Raw genomic sequence first — 20,312 nt, forward strand, 5'->3', positions numbered from 1 at the left:
GCTCCCGCTCGGCCCGGGCGGGGTCCCCACCCCCGCGGGGGCCTTCTTGTCTCGCGGGGTGTTCCCCCGAAGGGGGCGCCCGGAATTCTCCGGGCGCCCCCTTCGTCGTACCACGGTCCGCGCTTGTCGTACCGCGGTTGCCGCTTCGTCGTATCGCGGTTCGCGCTCAGTCGCCCGGAGGCGTCCTCGGCGCTGCCGGGCTCACGCCTCGCGGCGGTGCCTGGCCGGGGCCGGAGCGTCGCCGCGCTCCTGGGCGAGCGCGGCCTTGCGCTCCTTCTCCGCCTGCTCCTCGGCCTCCATCTCCGCGAACACGTCGATGGGCGGCGGCGCCTTGGCCAGGAAGACCCAGGTGAGCCAGACGGCGAGCAGGAACGGCGGGATCTTCAGAGCGATCAGGACCCAGCCGAACTGGGCGGTGTCGGCCCACCAGTAGAGCGGGAAGAGCACCGCGCACTTGGCGAGCAGGATCAGGCCCCAGGCCCAACTGGCCTTCGCGTACGCCTTCTTGCGGCCGGGGTTGCGGGTGCGCCAGGAGAGGTTCTCCTTGAAGACCGGGCCGAGGATCAGCCCGATCAGCGGGACGCCCGCGAGGGTGGTCACGATGTAGGCGATGGCGAGGCCGAGCGTATAGAGCATGCCCGGCAGGTAGAAGTCCTTCGCGTTGCCCGTCATCATCGCGAAGACCACGCCGAAGGCGACGCCGAAGACCCCGCTGAAGGCGTGCTTCACGGTGTCCCGCCGCACCAGGCGGACCACGACGAGCAGCAGGGACACCGCGAGGGCGGCGATCGCCGCCCAGTGCAGGTCCTTGTTGATCGTGAAGATGGTGACGAAGAGCAGGCCCGGCACCACGGTCTCGACCATGCCGCGCACGCCGCCGAACGCCTCGAAGAGTGCGGCCTCGGTCACCGCCCGTGCATCCTGCTGGGCGTCCTGGGCGTCTTCGGTCGGCTTGTCGAGCGACGTCACCGGCTACTCCCGTCCGAGGGGTCTGAGTTCGTACTTCGGATTGAACAACACCCTACGGCCCCGGCTCATCGAGATACGGCCCGAGGCGATCAACTTGCGTCCGGGCTCGATGCCGACGATGGAACGACGGCCGAGCCAGACCACGTCCAGGGCGGCCGAGCCGTCGAACAGCTCGGCCTCCAGAGCCGGCACACCGGCTCTCGGCCGCAGAGTGACCGTGCGCAAGGTACCAGTAACCGTGACGATCTGCCGGTCGTGGCAGTCACCGATACGGGTACACCCCGCGGTCGCCGTGTCCTCCCGCAGCTCCTCGGACTCCAGGTCCTCCTGGGACGAGGAGAGCCGGTCCATCATGCGCCGGAAGCGGCCCGCCGGCTTTTCGGAACGAGGAACAGCACTCATACCGAAAGCGTACCGGGGGGCGCCGACAGCTTCGCACCCGCGGCACGGCCGCCCGAACCGGCCGCGGACCGCGCTCGATCGGGCGACCGCCGCTGCTCGCACAGACGATCGACGGGGGATGATCGCGTCACCGTTCGAACCTGTAGCCCATCCCCGGCTCGGTGATGAAGTGCTTCGGGTGCGAGGGGTCCACCTCCAGCTTGCGGCGGAGCTGAGCCATGTAGACCCGCAGATAGTTCGTCTCCGTCCCGTAGGACGGGCCCCAGACCTCCTGGAGCAGTTGCTTCTGGCCGACGAGCCGGCCGGAGTTGCGGACCAGCACGTCCAGCAGATGCCACTCGGTGGGGGTGAGCCGGACGTCCCGCCCGTCGCGCTGCACCTTCTTCGCCGCCAGATCGACGGTGAAGCCCGCGGTCTCCACGATCACGTCGTCCTCGCCGCCCCCGGTGGGCTCCGCGCGGCGGACGGCGGCGCGCAGCCGGGCGAGCAGTTCGTCCATGCCGAAGGGCTTGGTGACGTAGTCGTCGGCGCCCGCGTCGAGGGCCTCGACCTTCTCGTCCGAGGAGTGCCGGGCGGACAGCACCAGGATCGGCACCCGGGTCCAGCCGCGCAGCCCCTTGATCACCTCGACGCCGTCCATGTCGGGCAGGCCGAGGTCGAGCACGACGACGTCGGGATGGCGGGCGGCGGCGAGCTGGAGCGCGGTGGCTCCGTCGGGGGCCGCGTCCACCTCGTACTTGCGTGCCTTCAGGTTGATCACGAGGGCTCGGGTGATCTGCGGCTCGTCGTCGACCACGAGGACCCGGGTCATGAAGCCTGCCTTTCCGCTACCGCTGTTCGGGCTGCCAGGTCGGGACGGCGGTCCACCGCCCGCACCGTGAGCACCATGGTGAGTCCGCCGCCGGGGGTGTCCTCGGCGTTGAGGGTGCCGCCCATCGCCTCGGCGAAGCCGCGGGCGACCGCGAGGCCGAGGCCCACTCCGGTGCCGCGCGGGGCGTCGCCGTAGCGCTGGAAGGGCGCGAATATCCGGTCCTTTGCCTCGTCCGGGACGCCGGGGCCGCGGTCCATCACGCGCACCTCCACGCGGTCGGCCATGGCGCTCGCGGCGACCAGGACCCGTTCGTCGACGGGGCTGTACTTGACGGCGTTCTCGACGAGGTTGGCGACGGCGCGCTCCAGGAGTCCGGCGTCGACGGCGACCATCGGCAGGCTCTCCGGGATCTCCAGGTCCACGCTGTCCTCGGGGACGCCGCCGAGTGCCATCGGGACGACCTCGTCCAGGTCGATCTCGCGGATCAGCGGAGTGACCGTGCCGGTCTGGAGCCGCGACATGTCCAGCAGGTTGCCCACCAGGTGGTCGAGGCGGTCGGCGCCGTCCTCGATGCCTTCGAGGAGCTCGGCCTGGTCCTCGTCGGACCAGGCCACGTCGTCGGAGCGCAGGGACGAGACCGCCGCCTTGATCCCGGCGAGCGGGGTGCGCAGGTCGTGGCTCACCGCGGCCAGCAGGGCGGTGCGGATGCGGTTGCCCTCGGCCAGCTCCTTGGCCTGGTCCGCCTCGTACTGGAGGCGCTGGCGGTCGAGGACCACCACGGCCTGCGCGGCGAAGGCGGCCAGTACACGGCGGTCGGAGGCGGGCAGGACGCGTCCGGAGAGGGCGAGCGCCATGTGGTCGCCGACCGGCATGTCGACGTCGGCGTCCTCGGGGCGGGTCGCGGGCGCCGGTCCCGCACTGCCCGCGCACGTCCACGGGTCGACGTCGCCCGCGCGCTCCAGCAGGGCGACCGATTCCATCCCGAAGGTCTCCCGGACGCGCTCCAGCAGGGCTTCCAGGCTGGTCTCGCCGCGCAGCACGCTGCCCGCCAGGAAGGAGAGGATCTCCGACTCGGCCCGGAGCCGCGCCGCCTGGTGCGTACGCCGGGCCGCCAGGTCCACCACCGACGCCACGGAGACGGCGACGCCCACGAAGATCACGATGGCGACGATGTTCTTCGGGTCGGCGACGGTCAGCCGATGCAGGGGCGGTGTGTAGAAGTAGTTCAGCAGCAGCGAGCCGAAGGCGGCCGAGGCCAGGGCCGGGAGCAGTCCGCCGAGCAGGGCCGCCGCGACCGTGACCGCCAGGAACAGCAGCATGTCGTTGGCGAGGCCGAGGTCGATGGTGTTGAGCAGCAGGGCCATGGCCACGGGCCCGCCGATGCCGATCGCCCAGCCCCAGATGATCCGGGAGCGCCCGAGCCGTGCTCCGCGCGCCACCGGCAGGCCGCGCCCCTTGGCGACCTCCTCGTGGGTGACGATGTGGACGTCCAGGTCGGGGCCGGACTCCCGGGCCACCGTGGTGCCCACGCCCGGACCGAAGATGTACTGCCAGGTCTTGCGGCGGGAGGAGCCGAGCACGATCTGGGTGGCGTTGACCCCACGCGCGAAGTCCAGCAGGGAAGCGGGGATGTCGTCGCCGACCACGTGGTGGAAGGTGCCGCCGAGGTCCTCGACCAGGGTGCGCTGGACGGCCAGCTCCTTGGGCGAGGCGGAGGTGAGGCCGTCGCTGCGGGCGATGTAGACGGCCATGACCTCGCCGCCCGCGCCCTTCTCGGCCAGTCGCGCCGCACGCCGGATCAGCGTCCGCCCCTCCGGGCCGCCGGTCAGCCCGACGACGATCCGCTCCCGCGATCCCCAGATCTTGGAGACCCGGTGTTCGCTGCGGTACTCCGTCAGGTATTCGTCGACCCGGTCGGCGACCCACAGCAGCGCGAGCTCACGCAGGGCCGTGAGGTTGCCCGGACGGAAGTAGTTGGACAGGGCCGCGTCAACCTTGTCGGGTTTGTAGATGTTGCCGTGGGCCATGCGACGGCGCAGCGCGGGTGGCGACATGTCGACCAGCTCGATCTGGTCCGCCCGCCGCACCACCTCGTCCGGCACGGTCTCGCGCTGCCGTACACCCGTTATCGACTCGACGACGTCACCCAGTGACTCCAGGTGCTGGATGTTGACGGTGGAGACGACGTCGATGCCGGCGGCGAGCAGTTCCTCCACGTCCTGCCAGCGCTTGGCGTTGCGGGAGCCGGGCACGTTCGTGTGCGCCAGTTCGTCCACCAGGGCGACGGCCGGGGCGCGGCTGAGCACGGCGTCCACGTCCATCTCGCTGAAGACGCCGCCCCGGTACTCCAGCTCCTTGCGCGGCACCTGCTCCAGGCCGTGCAGCATCACCTCGGTCCGAGGCCGGTGATGGTGCTCGACGAACGCCACCACGCAGTCCGTCCCGCGTTCGATGCGGCGATGCGCCTCGGACAGCATCGCGTAGGTCTTGCCCACGCCCGGAGCCGCACCGAGGTAGATCCGAAGCTTGCCGCGTCCCATGAGCCTATTGTCTTCCTGTCACCGCTGTGTACGCAGCGTCGACCTTACGGCCAGGATTCCCGGCGAAGGGGACGAGCGGCCCGCCGGGGAACGTCCTTGACGGAACTCTGATGCCCCGCACTCCGATGCCTCGCACGCGGTGGCACTGGTGACAGCGGTGGTGCCGGTCTCGGTCTGGCTCATGTTCTCTCCCCGTGCTCCCTGTGATCCCCGGTGGACCGGGCGCCGGCGTCCCGGCCGGACCCCCGTTCCCTCATCCCCTCATCGGACGGGACCCCGGATTCGGTTCACGCGAGATTGTCACCGTGCGTCAGCGTCTCCCACGCCACGAAGAGGTTGTTCGCGCCGGCCGGGCGGTTCTGCCGGGTGAGTGCCTGGGTGTTGGTCATCGCGATGCCCAGGCGGTTGTGCAGGGCGTTGTAGCCGACCTCGGTGACCGGGCCGAGCCCGAGGTTCAGCGAGCCGCCGCACAGCCAGCTCGGCACGGCCGCGCCGAGCTGGTACTTCGACTGGAAGCCGAGCGCCTGGCGCAGCCGTTCGCCGACGTCGGTGCCGTACAGGTCCTGCCCCTGGATGCGGCTGGTCTCGGCGACGTGCGCGATGGCCGAGATGCCGTAGCCGGTGTGGGTGAAGTCGCGGCAGGTCTCCTGGGTGAGCCCGGTAACGAAGGTGGACTGCCCCTGCCAGTAGCTGACGATCTTCGCCGTGGTGTCGAGGTTCTGGCTCGGCACCGTCTTCGGCACGGCGCCGTCGGTGGAGAGGTAGACGTACGCGGCGGTGCGCGTCCGGAACTTCGCCATGGCCTTGTCGTAGGACGTCCTGTCCTCGAGGAAGACGGAGATGCCGACCGCGGCCTCCGTCATCGACAGTTCCCAGTTCCCGTTGGAGTTGGAGCCGTTGATGATCTCGGGCAGGTAGACGTCGCGCAGCATGCTCGCGAAGCGGCCGGAGTTGGCCCAGGAGCCGGTGTACGTGTACTTGATGATCTCGGCCGCCTTGGGCCAGGAGGAGCCCGCCCAGCCGGTCTGCAGGGGCGCGTTGCTGTTGGTGTGGGACTTGATCACCGCGGACCAGGCGTCCATCAGCTCGATGGCTTTCTTGGCGTACCGGTCGTCGCGTGTGATGTACCAGGCGAGGGCGTCGGTGTACGCGGCGATCGCGTCCTCGCGCTCGTCCGTGCAGCCGTAGTTGGGATTGGAGTACGAGCCGCACTCGACGGTCGCACGGGGCGTGGGGGTGCGGGTGAGCGAGGCGTACTTGCTCGCCATCATCTGGTCGTAGGCGCCCTTCCAGGGCTGGGCGCCGGCCAGAACCTCGGTACGGGCGAAGTCGAGCTGTCCCTTGGAGACGGTGACTCCGGGGTGGACGAAGGTGGCGGGCGCCGCGTCGGCCGGGTGCGCGCCCGGCCAGGACAGGAGGGTGCCGACGAGTGCGGCGGTCGCGGCGGCGACGGTGACGAGGAGGGCCGGACGCCGTCGGCGTCGATGCCGAGTGGGGGTGTCGGACATGCAGAGCCATCCATTCTTGTATGTGAACTACACACGGGATGCTGAACATGGTGCGCTGGCCGGTGACCATAGGTACGGACCAGCCTTCCGTCAAGGCCTGAAGAAAGCGCCGCTGCTCAACCATCGTTCACATACGGGAATGCGATGGGCCGGGGCACGCCAAGCCCCCCGGGGATCCGCGCACGGGAGCCGGGCCAGCACGTGTGCCGGGGCCCGGCGAGCCCGCGCACGGGAAAGGGCCGCACCCCTGGGGATGCGGCCCTTCTGTCTGCCCGATTCCTTGTACGACCTTTGTCGGGCCGTCGTCCGGCCTTCGTCCGTCTAGCGGACTTCGGTGATCTCCGGACCGCGCTGGAGCTGTCCCATGCCGCCGGAGAAGCGGGAGCCGCTCTGGTCCTCCTGCTGAACAGCTTCGGGGACCATCTGCGCGTCGTTCGGCAGCTTCAGGACGATCGGGTCGCGGGGGGCCATCGGGCCCTCACCGCGGACGACGACCGTGTCCCGGAAGATCTGCTCCAGCAGACCCGCGGCCTGCGGCTGCACCGCGCCCTGCCCGGAGATCACTCCCCGCAGGAACCAGCGGGGACCGTCCACGCCGACGAACCGCACGACCTGGAAACCACCCGTGCCGTCCGGGAGCTGGACCGGTACCTGCGCCCGCAGCTCCCAGCCCAGCGGGCCCTCGACCTCGTCGATGACACCGCCCTGCTGGGTGATCCCGGAGGCGATCTCCTCGCGCACCTCGCCCCAGATGCCCTCGCGCTTGGGAGCGGCGAAGGCCTGGAGCTGCACGGCACTGTCGTTGACGACGACGGTCGCCGCGACGATCGCGTCGCCCGCGACCTCGACCCGCAGCTCCATGCCGTCGACTCCGGGCACGAACAGGCCACCGAGGTCCACCCGGCCCTCGGCCGGATCACGGACCTCCGCACTGTCCCAGGGCCCGTCGGGGCGCGGCTCCGGTTCGAGCCTCACGCGCCCGCGCTCCACGTCCTCGTCCGCCTCAGTGTCGACGCTGTCGACGACCTGCTCGGCCTCGCCCGCCGCGTCCTCGGCGGCACTGCCCTTCTTGCGACGTCCGAACACGTCACTGTCCTTCCCGGTCGGATACGACCGACGCGTATCGATTCCCACCCGTTGTGCTGTCCACAGCGGCATGGCCGCCGGTGGACCCGAAGCCCCCTGCGGCCCGCGCCGAGTCGGAAAGTTCCGCGACCTCCTGGAAGCGAACCTTCTCGACCTGCTGGACGACCAGTTGAGCAATCCGGTCGAAGCGCTCGAACCGCACCGACTCGCGCGGATCGAGATTCACCACGATCACCTTGATCTCCCCACGGTACCCGGCATCCACCGTCCCCGGGGCATTCACGAGGGCGACGCCGCAGCGGGCGGCGAGGCCCGAGCGCGGGTGCACGAAGGCCGCGTACCCCTCGGGCAGCGCGATGGCCACTCCCGTCGGCAGCACCGCCCGTTCACCGGGCTTCAGCTCGCGGCTCTCGGTGGTGCGCAGATCGGCTCCGGCGTCACCGGGGTGCGCGTACTCGGGAAGCGGGACTTCCGGATCGACGCGCCTGATCATCACGGGGACTTCAGGGCGGGGCTCGTCGGCCCCGGGATTACGGGTCACGGGTTCACCTCGAAGGCACGGGCTCGCCGGATCTGGTCCGGGTCGTTCATCGCCGCGCGGATCTCCTCCGGGCGGCCGTTGTCGATGAAGTGGTCGACCTTCACCTCGACGAAGAGGGCGTCCGCGCGGACGGCGACGGGGCCGTCGGGGCCGCCGATCCGCCCGGCGGCGGTGCAGTAGATCTTCCGGCCGGCCACCGCGGTGACCTCGGCCTCCAGATACAGGACGGTGTCGACGGGGACGGGGCGCCGGAAGTCGGTCTCCAGCCGTCCGGTCACCGCGATCGTCCGCAGCAGCCAGTTCAGCGAGCCGAGCGTCTCGTCGAGCGCGGTGGCGAGAACGCCGCCGTGCGCGAGGCCCGGGGCGCCCTGGTGGACGGTGCGCACCGTGAACTCCGCCGTGATCGTGACGCCCTCGCCCGCGCGGGCCTCCAGATGGAGTCCGTGGGGCTGCGCTCCGCCGCACCCGAAACAGTGTTCGTAGTGTGCTCCGAGGAGCTCTCCGGGGGCGGGCGCGTCGGGGTGCCGCACCGGCGCTACGGCGTCGGCGGGAGGCGTCAGAGCTGCGGAAGTACCACTCACAGCCGCAGACCTTACCCGCGCGTCCACCAAGTCTTCGCACCGTGCCAAGCTTGACGTCATGCAGCTCTCGGCCTCCCCGTACGAAGAACGTCTTACTGCGCCCCGGTCGTGGTGGGTGATCAGCTTCCTGGTCGGGCTCGCGATGGCCTTGATCTTCCTCCCGTTCGGCACCCTGCCGATGCTCGGAGCGCTCGTCGGCGGCACCGCCGTCGCGGCGGTCGCGGCCAGCGCGTACGGCTCGATCCGCATTCGCGTGGTCGGTGACGCGCTGATCGCCGGGGATGCCCGCATCCCGGTCTCGGCCCTCGGCGACGCGGAGATCATGGACCCGGAGGAAGCGCAGGCCTGGCGCACCTACAAGGCCGACACCCGCGCCTTCATGCTCCTGCGCTCGTACATCCCGACCGCGCTGCGCGTCCAGGTCACGGACCCGGCGGACCCGACGCCCTACCTGTACCTGTCGACCCGGGAGCCGGAGCGTCTGGCCGCCGCCCTGGAGACGGCACGCGCGTCGGTCCGCCCCGCGGAGAGCTGAGACGGCCGCGGCGGGCGCCCGAGCCACCGGCGACGGGTACGGCCCGCCGAGCGCGCGCGAGTGGTCGCGGGCACTGGCGGCCCCGGCGCTCCGCGAAAGGTGTCACTCCCCCAGGTCTGTCGGAATCTCTCCGATCCGCACCGGGTCCGTCGGCTTCTCCAGCGGCGGCAGTTGCGGGAGCGCGTCCCACGGGACCTGCATCTTGCGCAGGTCCTTGCGGATGTGACCGGCCACGCGCTTGGTGTCGCGGCGGTTCATGACCGCGCCCACGGCAGCTCCGACCATGAACGGCATCAAGTTGGGCAGGTCCCGGACCGTCCGCTTCATGATCTGCTGGCGCAGCTCGCGCTTCATCTGGCCGCCCAGCGCTGCATTGATCGTCATGGGCTTGGCCACGTCGATGCCGCGCTCGCCCGACCAGGAGTGCAGATAGGCCGTGCTGCGCTGCTTGAGGTTGCCCTGCGGGCGCAGGCCGTACACCTCGTGGAGTTCGGCGATCAGCTTCAGCTCGATCGCGGCGACGGCGGTGATCTCGGCGGCCAGCTCCGTGGGCATGGCGGGCGGCACCGGCAGCATCGCGGCGGCGCCGATGCCGGCGCCGACGGTGGAGGTCGCGGCGGCGGCGCCCGCGACGAGCTTGTCCGCGAGCTCCTCGGGGCCGAGGCCCGGGAACTGTCCGCGGAGGGTGCCCAGGTCCCGTACGGGAACCCGTGGGGCGATGTCGATGATGCGGTCGGTGACATACGCGAGGCCCGCCCTGGCGCGGACGCCGCTCCTCGTAACGCCCCTCTTGACCCCGTCCCGGACAGCCTCCACACGACGCCTCGCCACCGGCGAGGAACCGTCCGTGGGGGCCGTCAGGCCGTCTGTGGCGGCCGCTCGGTCGAGCGAGGCTGATCCCTGTTCGGAAGAGCCCCGCTCGTCGTCACGCACGCCTTCAGGGCCCTTGGAGGGCCCTTCGTCCGCCGCCCTGGAGGGGAGGCGGCGCTTCCAAGGTGGGGTCGAGCCGTTCACGGCCGACCCTGCCTCAGTCGCAGTCGCGGCAGATCGGCTGACCGTTCTTCTCGCGGGCCAGCTGGCTGCGGTGGTGCACCAGGAAGCAGCTCATGCAGGTGAACTCGTCCTGCTGCTTCGGCAGCACCCGGACGGCCAGCTCCTCGTTCGAGAGGTCCGCACCGGGCAGTTCCAGGCCTTCCGCGGCCTCGAACTCATCTACGTCGACGGACGAGGTCGACTTGTCGTTCCGGCGAGCCTTCAGTTCTTCAAGGCTGTCCGAGTCGACGTCGTCGTCGGTCTTGCGCGGGGTGTCGTAATCCGTTGCCATTGTCGCTCTCCCCCTCTGGGTGTCTGCGGTGTCTCCAGCGCACGTAACGCGTGAGAGGCCGGACTTGTGCCCGACCCGAGGCGGAGATTTTGCCTCACATCAAGGTCTGTTACTCAATCGACACCCAACCGGACTCATCAAGAGTGATCGGCTTGGATGGCGATGCGGACCGTACACGGTCTCAGGGCCGCACTTCAAAGGCGCCCCACCGTGTACTTCCCGTGATCAGGACCCCCGAAAACCCGGATTTTCCCGGCTTTCCGGCAGTTCACATGATCACGGAGAGTAGATGGACTGAAAATCGTCCTTGTGATCGATCACACACGGGTCACTCGGGTGGGTGACTCGAAAATTCCGCGCAAAGCGAACATCGCCGCGTGTCCGCGACATGCTCTCAGATGGGGAGGGTGACGCGCATCACGAGGCCACCCCCTTCTCGGGGCCGGGCGACGATGTGACCCCCGTGCGCGCGGGCCACCGACCGGACGATCGACAGGCCGAGGCCCACGCCCTTGTCACTGCCCGTACGCTCCGTGCGCAGCCGTCGGAAGGGTTCGAAAAGATTGTCGACCTCGTACGCGGGAACGACCGGCCCCGTGTTCGACACCTCCAGGACCGCCCGGCCGTGTTCCGTGGCGGTCGTGACCTCGACCCAGCCGTCCTGCGGCACGTTGTACCGGACGGCGTTCTGGACGAGGTTCAGGGCGATCCTCTCCAGCAGGACGCCATTGCCCTGGATGACCACCGGAGCGCGCAGCCCGCGGATCTCCACGCCCTTGGCCTCCGCTTCGGCGTGCACCTGGTCGATGGCCTGGGAGGCGACCTCGGCGAGGTCCACCGGCTTGCGCTCGATGATCTGGTTGTCGCTGCGGGCGAGCAGCAGCAGGCCCTCGACGAGCTGTTCGCTGCGCTCGTTCGTGGCGAGCAGCGTCTTGCCGAGCTGCTGCATCTCCGTCGGCACCCCGGGTCCCGAGAGGTGCACCTCCAGGAGCGTGCGGTTGATCGCGAGGGGTGTGCGCAGTTCGTGGGAGGCGTTCCCGACGAACCGCTGCTGGGCGGTGAAGGCCCGCTGCAGCCGCTCCAGCATGTCGTCGAAGGTGTCCGCGAGCTCCTTCAGCTCGTCGTCCGGGCCGTCCAGCTCGATCCGCCGGGACAGGTCGGAGCCGGCCACCGCGCGCGCGGTGCGGGTGATGTGGCCGAGCGGCGAGAGGACACGGCCCGCCATCGCGTAGCCGAACGCGAAGGCGATGACCGCGAGGCCGAGCAGGGCCAGGAGCGAGCGGCTGAGCAGGTCGTCGAGGGCGTGCTGACGCTGATGGTTCACGCAGTCGGCCATCGCGCGGTTGAGCTCGTCCGCGGAGGGCGCCGCCGGGAGGTTGCAGGTGCTGCTGCCGATCTGCCCTGAAATGATCTTGAAGGGGAGTTCGCTGCCTACGTTCAGCGCCTGCGCCGCGAGCAGGTAGATGATCGACAGGAGCATGATGCCGGCGATCAGGAACATGCCGCCGTACAGCAGCGTGAGGCGTATGCGGATCGTCGGGCGCAGCCATGGGAAGGGCGGTTCCGCTCTCCTGGGGTCCCAGGTGGGCTTCGGAGGCGCCGCGGGCGGCGCGGGTGTGGTGGCCACCGTGGATCAGATCCTGTACCCGGAGCCGGGCACGGTGACGATCACGGCGGGCTCGCCGAGCTTGCGCCGCAGCGTCATGACGGTCACGCGCACGACGTTGGTGAACGGGTCCGTGTTCTCGTCCCAGGCCTTCTCCAGGAGCTGCTCCGCGGAGACGACGGCACCCTCGCTGCGCAGCAGCACCTCCAGGACGGCGAACTCCTTGGGAGCGAGCTGGACCTCCCTGCCGTCACGGAAGACCTCGCGGCGGTTCGGGTCGAGCTTGATCCCGGCACGCTCGAGGACGGGCGGCAGCGGCACGCTCGTACGGCGTCCGAGGGCACGCACGCGGGCGGTCAGCTCGCTGAACGCGAACGGCTTGGGGAGGTAGTCGTCGGCTCCGATCTCCAGACCCTCGACACGGTCGCTGACATCGCCGGAGGCGGTCAGCATCAGCACGCGCGTGGGCATGCCGAGCTCGACGATCTTCCGGCAGACGTCGTCGCCGTGCACGAGCGGGAGGTCGCGGTCGAGGACGACCACGTCGTAGTCGTTGACCCCGATGCGCTCCAGCGCGGCCGCGCCGTCGTACACGACGTCGACGGCCATGGCCTCCCGGCGCAGTCCGGTGGCCACCGCATCGGCGAGCAGTTGCTCGTCCTCGACGACGAGTACGCGCACGTCGCTTGTCCTTCCTCTGTCCACCGGCGGGGCACGTTCCAGCGCACCACGCGGGCAGGTCCGTCACGGATGAGAGCTCCATCCTGCCCGTTTCGGCCATAAACCGGCTGTAAGGCGGGGGAGGCGCCAGGGAAGCGCGTCCGGGGGACCGGGAATGCGAGATTTTCTCGTCGGGTTGAGGTTTCCACGGAAGAGAGCGCGGGGAGGACGGCTTTACACCCCGCGATCACGCTCTGCATGTGGCAAGCCACATTGTGGTACGTCCAACCGCTTCCGCAGAGCGGGCGTGGGTGTCCGGCACCGTCGCCGCCCAGACCGGGCAGCGCTGGGCACCCCATTCGGAGACGTGATCGCCCCTTCCCATCGGCACACCCCCGTGCCACCCGACCCACGACCCAGGACGAGGGGGCGCAGCATGGACGCATTCACCACAGGACTTCTGCAGCGCATAAGGGCGACCGAGACCGACCTGACCCGAGCTCGCGAGACGGGCGACGACTTCCTCGCGGAGGTCGAGCAGGCCGAGCTGGACGACCTGCACCGCCTTGCCGCCGAGCACGGTGTGCAGGTCGGCGCCGCACGCGTCTGATCAGCACGTACGAGAGCGGGGCCCCGGTATCGATCCAGTACCGGGGCCCCGCTCTCGTTCCCTCGCTCGGCCGTCCCGAGGGGCGGGGTCAGTCGTGCCAGGCGCCGAAGTCCTCCAGGAGCCGCTGGAGGGGCTCGAAGACGCCCGGGGAGGCCGCGACAGCGAGATCGCCTGCGGGGCGCTCTCCGGGGCGTCCACCGGTCACCGCGCCCGCCTCCCGGGCGATCAGGTCCCCGGCCGCGAGGTCCCAGGGGTGCAGACCGCGTTCGTAGTAGCCGTCGAGGCGGCCGGCCGCGACGTCGCACAGGTCGACCGCCGCCGAGCCGGAGCGCCGGATGTCGCGCACCAGCGGGATGAGCCGCTGGGCCACGTCGGCCTGATGGACCTTGACCTCGGTCACGTAGTTGAAGCCGGTCGAGACGAGGGCCCGGTCGAGCGGCGGGGACGGGCGGCAGGCCAGCCGGCGTTCGCCGACCCAGGCCCCCGACGCCCTGGCCCCCCGGCCGCGGACCGCGTGGTACGTCTCACCGCGCATGGGTGCCGCCACGACGCCGACGACCGTCTCGCCGTCCTGCTGGGCCGCGATGGACACCGCCCAGGTCGGCAGCCCGTACAGGTAGTTGACCGTGCCGTCGAGCGGGTCGACGATCCAGCGGACGCCGCTGGTGCCCTCGCTGGCGGCGCCCTCCTCGCCGAGGAAGCCGTCGTCGGGGCGGTGCTCGGCGATCAGCGTGGTGATCAGCTTCTCGGCGGCGATGTCCATCTCGGTGACGACGTCGATCGGGCTGGACTTCGTGGCGGCGACCGCGAGGTCTGCTGGGCGGCCGTCGCGCAGCAGTTCTCCCGCGCGGCGGGCGGCCTCGTGCGCGAGCTGGAGGAGTTCGGTGTGCAGGGGCTCGGTCACGTGGCTCCTCATGCGTAAGGGCTGTCGGCGCCCGCGGCGGCGGGCTTGGGCGTACGGGCCGGACAACAGCCCACCGGGCACAGGTCGTGACTCGCGCCCAGCGCGCCCAGGGCACACCGTGTCACCTGCCGGCCGCTCTCGGCCGCGGCGCGCTCCAGCACCAGCTCACGGACCGCCGCGGCGAACCGGGGATCGGAGCCCACGGTGGCCGAACGGCGCACCGGCAGCCCCAGCTCCAGCGCCTTCGCCCGTGCCTCGGTGTCCAGGTCGTACAGGACCTCCATGTGGTCCGAGACGAACCCGATCGGCACCATCACCGCCGCCGGGGCTCCCGCTCCCCGCAGTTCCTCCAGGTGGTCGCAGATGTCCGGCTCCAGCCACGGGATGTGCGGGGCCCCGGAGCGGGACTGGTACACGAGCCTCCACGGGCGGTCGGTCCCGGTCTTCTCGCGCACCGCGTCCGCGATCAGCCGGGCCACGTCCAGGTGCTGGCGGACGTAGGCGCCGCCTTCGCCGTGACCCTCGGCGGGACCGGAGGTGTCCGCGGCGGCGGCCGGGATCGAATGCGTCGTGAACACCAGGTGCGCGCCCGGCCGGACGTCCGCGGGCAGCTCCGCGAGCGACCTGAGGACACTCTCAGTCATGGGCTCGACGAACCCGGGATGGTTGAAGTAGTGCCGCAGCTTGTCGACCCTCGGCGGCTCCAGCCCCTCCCCCTCCAGGAGGGCCAGCGCGCCCGCCAGATCCTCGCGGTACTGCCGGCAGCCCGAGTACGAGGCGTACGCGCTGGTGGCCAGCACCAGGATCCGGCGCCGCCCGTCCGCGGCCATCTCGCGCAGCGTGTCAGTCAGGTACGGCGCCCAGTTGCGGTTGCCCCAGTAGACCGGCAGATCCAGACCGTGCTCCGCGAAGTCCTTGCGCAGCGCGTCGAGCAGCGCGCGGTTCTGGTCGTTGATGGGGCTGATCCCGTCGAACAGGAAGTAGTGCCGCCCGACCTCCTTGAGGCGTTCCTTGGGGATGCCTCTGCCGCGCGTCACGTTCTCCAGGAAGGGGACCACGTCGTCCGGGCCCTCCGGACCGCCGAACGAGAGCAGGAGCAGGGCGTCGTAGGGGGTGGCATCGAGCACGTCTGGCATGCGTCCGATCCTGCCACCCGTCTCCGACAGCCGATAACCGGCCGGGGGACGGGCGGGCGACGACGGCGGAACGGTCGGGCGGAGCCGGGCGGGCGACGGCGGCGCGGAGGGCGGGAGCGCGTGTCCGGGCGGCCGCCGCCCGGACAAACGGTCGGACGGGTACGAGAGGCTGCGTTAGGGTTACCTAACCAGTAAGCTGTATCGGCCATCTTCACGCCTTACCGAGTGCGGCCCGCCCGTGGTGACGGGGAGGGGCCGCGCCGAGCCGACGGAGACCCTCGTGCCCAGCCCGTACCGCGCCCTGTTCGCCGCTCCCGGCTCCAAGAGCTTCTCCGCCGCGGGCCTGCTCGGCCGGATGCCGCTGTCCATGATGGGCATCGGCGTCGTCACGATGATCTCCCAGCTCACCGGGCGCTACGGCCTCGCGGGCGCCCTGTCGGCGACCATGGCGCTGGCGGCCGCGGCGATGGGCCCGCAGGTCTCGCGTCTGGTGGACCGGCACGGTCAGCGGCGGATCCTGCGACCGGTGACGGTCTTCGCGCTCGCGGCGGCCGGGGGGCTGCTGGTCGCCGCGCACTACAGGTGGCCGGACTGGGTCCTGTTCGTGTGCGCGGCCGGCATCGGCTGCGTCCCGAGTATCGGCGCGATGGTCCGGGCCCGCTGGGCGGCGCTCTACGGAGGCACCCCGCAACTGCACACCGCGTACTCCCTGGAGTCCGTGGTGGACGAGATCTGTTTCATCTTCGGGCCGATCATCTCCATCGGCCTGTCCACGGTGTGGTTCCCGGAGGCGGGCCCTCTGCTCGCCGCCTGCTTCCTGGCGGCCGGGGTCTTCTGGCTGACCTCCCAGCGCGCCACCGAGCCCCGCCCGCATCCGCGCGGACAGCACAGCGGCGGCTCGGCGCTCCGCTCGGCGGGACTCCAGGTCCTCGTGGCCACGTTCGTGGCGACCGGGACGATCTTCGGAGCCGTCGACGTCGTCACCGTCGCCTTCGCCGAGGAGCAGGGCCACAAGGGCGCCGCGAGCATCGTCCTGGCCCTCTACGCGGCGGGCTCCTGCCTCGCGGGAGCCGTCTTCGGGCTGCTGCATTTCAAGGGGGCGGCGGAAGGCAGATGGCTGCTGGGCATATGCGCGATGGCCGTGAGTATGATCCCCCTCCTACTGGTCGGAAACTTGCCGTTCCTGGCCGTGGCGCTGTTCGTTGCGGGCCTGTCCATCGCTCCCACGATGATCACGACGATGTCCCTCATCGAGCAGCACGTACCTCGCGCGAAACTGACCGAGGGCATGACCTGGGTGAGTACAGGACTCGCCGTCGGGGTCGCGCTCGGTTCCTCCGTGGCCGGCTGGGTGATCGACTCCGCCGGCGCGAAGGCCGGGTACGGGGTTCCGGCCGTGTCCGGGGCCGTCGCGGTCGCGGTCGGTTTCCTCGGGTACCGCCGGCTCAGCAGGCCGGTTCTGCAGCGGGGAGGGTCTCATGAGCACCGCAGTGAGCGAGAAGAGCGGCACGTGGCGTAACTGGGCGGGAAACGTCACCGCCCTTCCCGTCCGGGAGGTCACCCCTGCCTCGGTGGACGAACTCTCCGCCGCCGTGCGGAAGGCCGCCGAGGACGGTCTGACGGTGAAGGCCGTCGGCACCGGGCATTCCTTCACGGCCGCCGCCGCGACCGACGGTGTGTTGATCCGCCCTCAACTGTTGACCGGGATCCGCAAGATCGACCGTACGGCCATGACGGTCACGGTCGAGGCGGGCACCCCGCTCAAGAGACTCAACATGGCCCTGGCGCGCGAGGGTCTGTCGCTCACCAACATGGGCGACATCATGGAACAGACGGTGTCGGGGGCGACCAGCACCGGAACGCACGGCACCGGGCGCGACTCGGCCTCGATCGCCGCCCAGATCACGGGCCTGGAGCTGGTGACGGCGGACGGCTCCGTGCTGTCCTGCTCCGCGAGCGAGAACCCGGAGATCTTCGCGTCGGCCCGCATCGGCATCGGCGCCCTGGGCATCGTCACCGCGATCACCTTCGCCGTGGAGCCCATCTTCCTGCTCACGGCCCGCGAGGAGCCGATGACCTTCGACAAGGTCACCGCCGACTTCGATGAACTCTCCGCCGAGAACGAGCACTTCGAGTTCTACTGGTTCCCGCACACCGGCAACTGCAACACCAAGCGCAACAACCGCAGCGCGGGCCCCGAGAACCCGGTCGGCCCCGTCCGCGGCTGGATCGAGGACGAGTTCCTCTCCAACGGCGCCTTCCAGGTGGCCAACCTGCTCGGCCGGGCCGTCCCCGCCGCCATCCCCTCGATCGCCGGATTCTCCAGCCGCGTGCTGTCCGCGCGGACCTACACCGACATCCCGTACAAGGTCTTCACCTCGCCTCGCCGAGTGCGGTTCGTGGAGATGGAGTACGCGGTGCCGCGCGAGGCCCTCGTCGAGACGCTGCGCGAGCTGAAGGCGATGGTCGACAGCTCGGACCTGCGGGTGAGCTTCCCCGTGGAGGTGCGGACGGCGCCCGCCGACGACATCACGCTCTCCACGGCGTCCGGCCGGGACAGCGCGTACATAGCCGTCCACATGTTCCGGGGCACCCCCTATCAGGCGTACTTCACCGCGGCCGAGCGGATCTTCACCGCGCACGAGGGCCGGCCGCACTGGGGCAAGGTGCACACCCGCGACGCGGAGTACTTCTCGCGGGCCTACCCGCGCTTCGGCGAGTTCACCGCGCTGCGGGATCGTCTCGATCCTGACCGGCGCTTTGCGAATGACTACTTGCGGAGGGTTCTGGGGTCGTAGCGGTCTCACTGGGTCCGGGGGCCGGGGTGCCCTCCCCCGCCTCCGGCTCCGCCGAAGTGCCGTCCCCCGGGGTCGGCGCGGCGGACGTGTCAGCACCGTCGCCGCCCGTGTCACCCGATCCGGCACTGTCTCCCGGTCCCGCGCCGTCCGCGGACGGCGCCGGCGCCTGCCGGGAGGCCGCCGGCGAGGACGGCGAGGACCCCGTGGACGGTGTCGTGTCCGGCTCGCTGTTCCCCGAGCCGGACGTGTGCCCCTTGAAGGCGTCGCCGACCGTCGTACTGGTGCCGTCGCCGCTGAAGCTCTGCCCCGAGACCATTTCGTACGTGGTGATTCCGGCCATCGTGACGCCGAAGACGAGAGCGGTCGCGATCAGCGGCCTCTTCCAACTCGTCACCCGCGCGCGGTAGACGGTCCCCTCGGTGAACTCCCCAGGATGACCGGGCAGCGTCCGGGGCTTCGGTGTCGGCGGCACCTTCGCGTCACGGATCTGTTCGCCGGTGCGCTTGAAGAAGTGCTGGAAGACCGTTCCTCCGCAGGTGGCGACGACACTGACCAGCCCGGCGCCCAGGATCGTCCCGTAGACACCGAAGTAGGACGCGAGTTTCGCCGCCACCACCGCGGCGACCGCGCTCCCCGCCACCTGGGGGACGCTCAGGTCCAGCCGCCTCTTCCTCGGTTCCACGTCGGCACCCGGCTGTTCGCCGCCGACTTCCGGCTTCTCACGCATTCCCGGATCTTGCCTGCCTTTCCCGTACTTGATCGACCGATCGTACGAGAAAGGGACGTACAGGCGAAACGATAAGTTCCGTTTCTGCCGATTACGTGAAGTGCGCCACGTCCACCGACCGTCGAACGGGCGCCGGGATCGGCCAACTACCACCCCCCGCTAGAAGTTGGGCGGCGTGCCGATCCACGCAAGTGGCCCGAATGGAGTACTGTTGCGAGCCCTGGATCCGGACTCCCGCCAGGGTGTCCGGGGCCTTGCAGGACCGCCGGGAGGGGGCTCGTTGCACAGGGTGATGGAGTTCGTCACTTAGCGTTGCAAATAGGTAACCGTGCCATAACGGCGACCCCGGGCCCGTGCCCGACACGCCGGGCAACTCGGCAAGGTTGTGGCAGGCTGCACCCGGGCAGGCCACACTCGACTAGCGGAAGCAGCGACGCACGTGACGTCGGCAGGCACCACCCGGGAGGTCCCCATGCCCGAACTGCGTGTCGTGGCCGTCTCTAACGACGGCACACGGCTGGTGCTGAAGGCTGCGGACAGTACGGAATACACGCTTCCGATTGACGAGCGGCTGCGTGCCGCCGTACGCGGCGACCGTCCCCGCCTCGGCCAGATCGAGATCGAGGTGGAGAGCCACCTCCGCCCCCGCGACATCCAGGCACGTATACGCGCCGGAGCCTCCGCGGAGGAAGTCGCCCAGCTCGCCGGCATCCCCGTCGATCGGGTGCGCCGCTTCGAGGGTCCCGTGCTGGCCGAGCGCGCCTTCATGGCCGAGCGCGCCAGGAAGACTCCCGTCCGCCGTCCCGGCGAGAACGCCGGCCCCCAGCTCGGTGAGGCGGTCCAGGAGCGGCTGCTGATCCGGGGTGCCGAGAAGGACACCGTCCAGTGGGACTCCTGGCGCCGCGACGACGGCACCTGGGAAGTTCTGCTGGTCTACCGGGTCGCGGGCGAACCGCACGCCGCGAGCTGGACCTACGACCCGCCCCGGCGGCTCGTCCAGGCCGTCGACGACGAGGCGCGCTCGCTGATCGGCGAGTCGGACGACCTCGCGGCACCCGAGCCGAGCTTCCCGTTCGTGCCGCGGATCGCCCGGCTGCCCCGCGACCGCCCGCTGGACCGCGCCCTGGAACGTCAGACGGAGCGGCCGAGCCTGCCCCCGGCCCCCCCGGAACCCGGCGAGGAGGCCGAGGACCGGGATTCGCTGACCAGCCTTCTGGAAGCGGTGCCCAGCTTCCGGGGCGACATGGTCGTGCCCGAGCGGCCCGCCCCCGCCGAGCGCCCCGCGGCCGAGGAGCCCGCTCCCGAGCCCGAGGAGGAGGAGCCCCCGGCTCCCGCCGCCTCGGCGGGTGCCGGTTCCGCGTACGCCGACGTGCTCATGCCCCGCTCGGTGGGCAGCCATCGTGACCGGCTCGTCGGCGCGACGGACCGCCAGGCCGAGGCCGACGGCGTCCGCCCCGGCCGCAGAGCGGCGGTCCCGAGCTGGGACGAGATCGTCTTCGGTACGCGCCGCAAGAAGCAGGAATAGCCGGATCCACGGCTCGTGCATGACGGCGGGGCCCGCACCCGTCCGGTGC

Annotated in this window: 20 protein-coding genes; 5 read left to right on the forward strand and 15 right to left on the reverse strand. The window is 70.6% G+C overall.

Annotated features, from left to right (window positions below):
• Positions 1–201: 201 nt before the first annotated feature.
• The 8 genes from ACWEBX_RS30980 to ACWEBX_RS31015 all read right to left on the reverse strand — a co-directional run bounded on the left by ACWEBX_RS30980 (position 202) and on the right by ACWEBX_RS31015 (position 8,438).
• Positions 202–969, reverse strand: a complete 768-nt coding sequence (locus ACWEBX_RS30980) for a DUF3159 domain-containing protein (protein WP_451888101.1) — start codon at positions 967–969, stop codon at positions 202–204.
• 3 nt (positions 970–972) lie between these two features.
• Entirely contained in the window at positions 973–1,371 is a 399-nt protein-coding gene (locus tag ACWEBX_RS30985) for an OB-fold nucleic acid binding domain-containing protein (protein ID WP_078943188.1), read from the reverse strand.
• 127 nt (positions 1,372–1,498) lie between these two features.
• A complete protein-coding gene (locus tag ACWEBX_RS30990; protein ID WP_451888102.1) occupies positions 1,499–2,182 on the reverse strand; it encodes a response regulator in 684 nt (227 codons plus the stop codon).
• On the reverse strand, positions 2,179–4,722 hold the full coding sequence (locus ACWEBX_RS30995; protein WP_451888103.1) for an ATP-binding protein: 2,544 nt from the start codon (positions 4,720–4,722) through the stop codon (positions 2,179–2,181). The genes ACWEBX_RS30990 and ACWEBX_RS30995 overlap by 4 nt, the downstream gene beginning before the upstream one ends.
• Before the next feature lie 287 nt (positions 4,723–5,009).
• Positions 5,010–6,230: an alginate lyase family protein gene (locus ACWEBX_RS31000; RefSeq protein WP_451888104.1), complete on the reverse strand. Its 1,221-nt coding sequence runs from the start codon at positions 6,228–6,230 to the stop codon at positions 5,010–5,012.
• A gap of 321 nt (positions 6,231–6,551) precedes the next feature.
• A complete protein-coding gene (locus ACWEBX_RS31005; RefSeq protein WP_451888105.1) occupies positions 6,552–7,316 on the reverse strand; it encodes a DUF3710 domain-containing protein in 765 nt (254 codons plus the stop codon).
• 1 nt (position 7,317) lies between these two features.
• A complete protein-coding gene (dut, locus tag ACWEBX_RS31010; protein ID WP_451888117.1) occupies positions 7,318–7,809 on the reverse strand; it encodes a dUTP diphosphatase in 492 nt (163 codons plus the stop codon).
• 44 nt (positions 7,810–7,853) lie between these two features.
• Positions 7,854–8,438: a PaaI family thioesterase gene (locus tag ACWEBX_RS31015; RefSeq protein ID WP_451888106.1), complete on the reverse strand. Its 585-nt coding sequence runs from the start codon at positions 8,436–8,438 to the stop codon at positions 7,854–7,856.
• Between the two features lie 58 nt (positions 8,439–8,496).
• On the opposite strand from ACWEBX_RS31015, the gene ACWEBX_RS31020 reads away from it, so the two are divergent.
• Complete coding sequence (locus tag ACWEBX_RS31020; protein WP_451888107.1) at positions 8,497–8,973, forward strand: DUF3093 domain-containing protein; 477 nt, start codon at positions 8,497–8,499, stop codon at positions 8,971–8,973.
• Between the two features lie 102 nt (positions 8,974–9,075).
• On the opposite strand, the gene ACWEBX_RS31025 is transcribed toward ACWEBX_RS31020, so the two are convergent.
• The 4 genes from ACWEBX_RS31025 to ACWEBX_RS31040 form a co-directional block, all read right to left on the reverse strand.
• Positions 9,076–9,987 carry a hypothetical protein gene (locus ACWEBX_RS31025; RefSeq protein WP_451888108.1) on the reverse strand — a complete coding sequence of 304 codons (912 nt, stop codon included), beginning with the start codon at positions 9,985–9,987 and terminating at the stop codon, positions 9,076–9,078.
• A gap of 13 nt (positions 9,988–10,000) precedes the next feature.
• Entirely contained in the window at positions 10,001–10,297 is a 297-nt protein-coding gene (locus ACWEBX_RS31030) for a DUF4193 domain-containing protein (RefSeq protein ID WP_003997302.1), read from the reverse strand.
• A gap of 394 nt (positions 10,298–10,691) precedes the next feature.
• Positions 10,692–11,924 (reverse strand): sensor histidine kinase, encoded by a 1,233-nt coding sequence (locus tag ACWEBX_RS31035; protein WP_451888109.1) that lies wholly within the window; start codon positions 11,922–11,924, stop codon positions 10,692–10,694.
• 6 nt (positions 11,925–11,930) lie between these two features.
• The gene (locus ACWEBX_RS31040; RefSeq protein ID WP_355766483.1) at positions 11,931–12,584 is read right to left on the reverse strand and encodes a response regulator transcription factor; all 654 of its coding nucleotides are present in this window, start codon (positions 12,582–12,584) and stop codon (positions 11,931–11,933) included.
• Between the two features lie 415 nt (positions 12,585–12,999).
• Here ACWEBX_RS31040 and ACWEBX_RS31045 point away from each other — a divergent pair, with 415 nt between their 5' ends.
• Positions 13,000–13,173: a hypothetical protein gene (locus tag ACWEBX_RS31045; RefSeq protein ID WP_451888110.1), complete on the forward strand. Its 174-nt coding sequence runs from the start codon at positions 13,000–13,002 to the stop codon at positions 13,171–13,173.
• An 88-nt stretch (positions 13,174–13,261) separates the two neighbouring features.
• Here ACWEBX_RS31045 and ACWEBX_RS31050 read toward each other — a convergent pair whose 3' ends face one another.
• A complete protein-coding gene (locus ACWEBX_RS31050) occupies positions 13,262–14,077 on the reverse strand; it encodes an inositol monophosphatase family protein (RefSeq protein ID WP_451888111.1) in 816 nt (271 codons plus the stop codon).
• 8 nt (positions 14,078–14,085) lie between these two features.
• A complete protein-coding gene (locus ACWEBX_RS31055) occupies positions 14,086–15,213 on the reverse strand; it encodes a ferrochelatase (RefSeq protein WP_451888112.1) in 1,128 nt (375 codons plus the stop codon).
• Positions 15,214–15,493: 280 nt separating this feature from the next.
• Between ACWEBX_RS31055 and ACWEBX_RS31060 the strand changes: the two genes are divergently transcribed.
• Positions 15,494–16,732: an MFS transporter gene (locus ACWEBX_RS31060; protein ID WP_451888113.1), complete on the forward strand. Its 1,239-nt coding sequence runs from the start codon at positions 15,494–15,496 to the stop codon at positions 16,730–16,732.
• A complete protein-coding gene (locus ACWEBX_RS31065; RefSeq protein ID WP_451888114.1) occupies positions 16,692–18,011 on the forward strand; it encodes a D-arabinono-1,4-lactone oxidase in 1,320 nt (439 codons plus the stop codon). The genes ACWEBX_RS31060 and ACWEBX_RS31065 overlap by 41 nt, the downstream gene beginning before the upstream one ends.
• Here the strand turns inward: ACWEBX_RS31065 and ACWEBX_RS31070 are convergent.
• Positions 17,935–18,738 carry a hypothetical protein gene (locus ACWEBX_RS31070; RefSeq protein WP_451888115.1) on the reverse strand — a complete coding sequence of 268 codons (804 nt, stop codon included), beginning with the start codon at positions 18,736–18,738 and terminating at the stop codon, positions 17,935–17,937. The genes ACWEBX_RS31065 and ACWEBX_RS31070 overlap by 77 nt on opposite strands.
• Positions 18,739–19,210: 472 nt before the next feature.
• On the opposite strand from ACWEBX_RS31070, the gene sepH reads away from it, so the two are divergent.
• Complete coding sequence (gene sepH / locus ACWEBX_RS31075) at positions 19,211–20,263, forward strand: septation protein SepH (RefSeq protein ID WP_451888116.1); 1,053 nt, start codon at positions 19,211–19,213, stop codon at positions 20,261–20,263.
• The last annotated feature ends 49 nt before the right edge of the window (positions 20,264–20,312 follow it).

It is taken from the genome of Streptomyces sp. NPDC005070 (assembly GCF_053600395.1).

Excerpts from the sequence above, each read along its gene's own strand:
- ACWEBX_RS30985 (WP_078943188.1), bottom strand. The coding sequence starts at position 1,371 with ATGAGTGCTGTTCCTCGTTCCGAAAAGCCGGCGGGCCGCTTCCGGCGC.
- ACWEBX_RS30990 (WP_451888102.1), bottom strand. The coding sequence starts at position 2,182 with ATGACCCGGGTCCTCGTGGTCGACGACGAGCCGCAGATCACCCGAGCC.
- ACWEBX_RS30995 (WP_451888103.1), bottom strand. The coding sequence starts at position 4,722 with ATGGGACGCGGCAAGCTTCGGATCTACCTCGGTGCGGCTCCGGGCGTG.
- ACWEBX_RS31000 (WP_451888104.1), bottom strand. The coding sequence starts at position 6,230 with ATGTCCGACACCCCCACTCGGCATCGACGCCGACGGCGTCCGGCCCTC.
- dut (WP_451888117.1), bottom strand. The coding sequence starts at position 7,809 with ATGATCAGGCGCGTCGATCCGGAAGTCCCGCTTCCCGAGTACGCGCAC.
- ACWEBX_RS31020 (WP_451888107.1), top strand. The coding sequence starts at position 8,497 with ATGCAGCTCTCGGCCTCCCCGTACGAAGAACGTCTTACTGCGCCCCGG.
- ACWEBX_RS31030 (WP_003997302.1), bottom strand. The coding sequence starts at position 10,297 with ATGGCAACGGATTACGACACCCCGCGCAAGACCGACGACGACGTCGAC.
- ACWEBX_RS31045 (WP_451888110.1), top strand. The coding sequence starts at position 13,000 with ATGGACGCATTCACCACAGGACTTCTGCAGCGCATAAGGGCGACCGAG.
- ACWEBX_RS31055 (WP_451888112.1), bottom strand. The coding sequence starts at position 15,213 with ATGCCAGACGTGCTCGATGCCACCCCCTACGACGCCCTGCTCCTGCTC.
- ACWEBX_RS31065 (WP_451888114.1), top strand. The coding sequence starts at position 16,692 with ATGAGCACCGCAGTGAGCGAGAAGAGCGGCACGTGGCGTAACTGGGCG.
- ACWEBX_RS31070 (WP_451888115.1), bottom strand. The coding sequence starts at position 18,738 with ATGCGTGAGAAGCCGGAAGTCGGCGGCGAACAGCCGGGTGCCGACGTG.
- sepH (WP_451888116.1), top strand. The coding sequence starts at position 19,211 with ATGCCCGAACTGCGTGTCGTGGCCGTCTCTAACGACGGCACACGGCTG.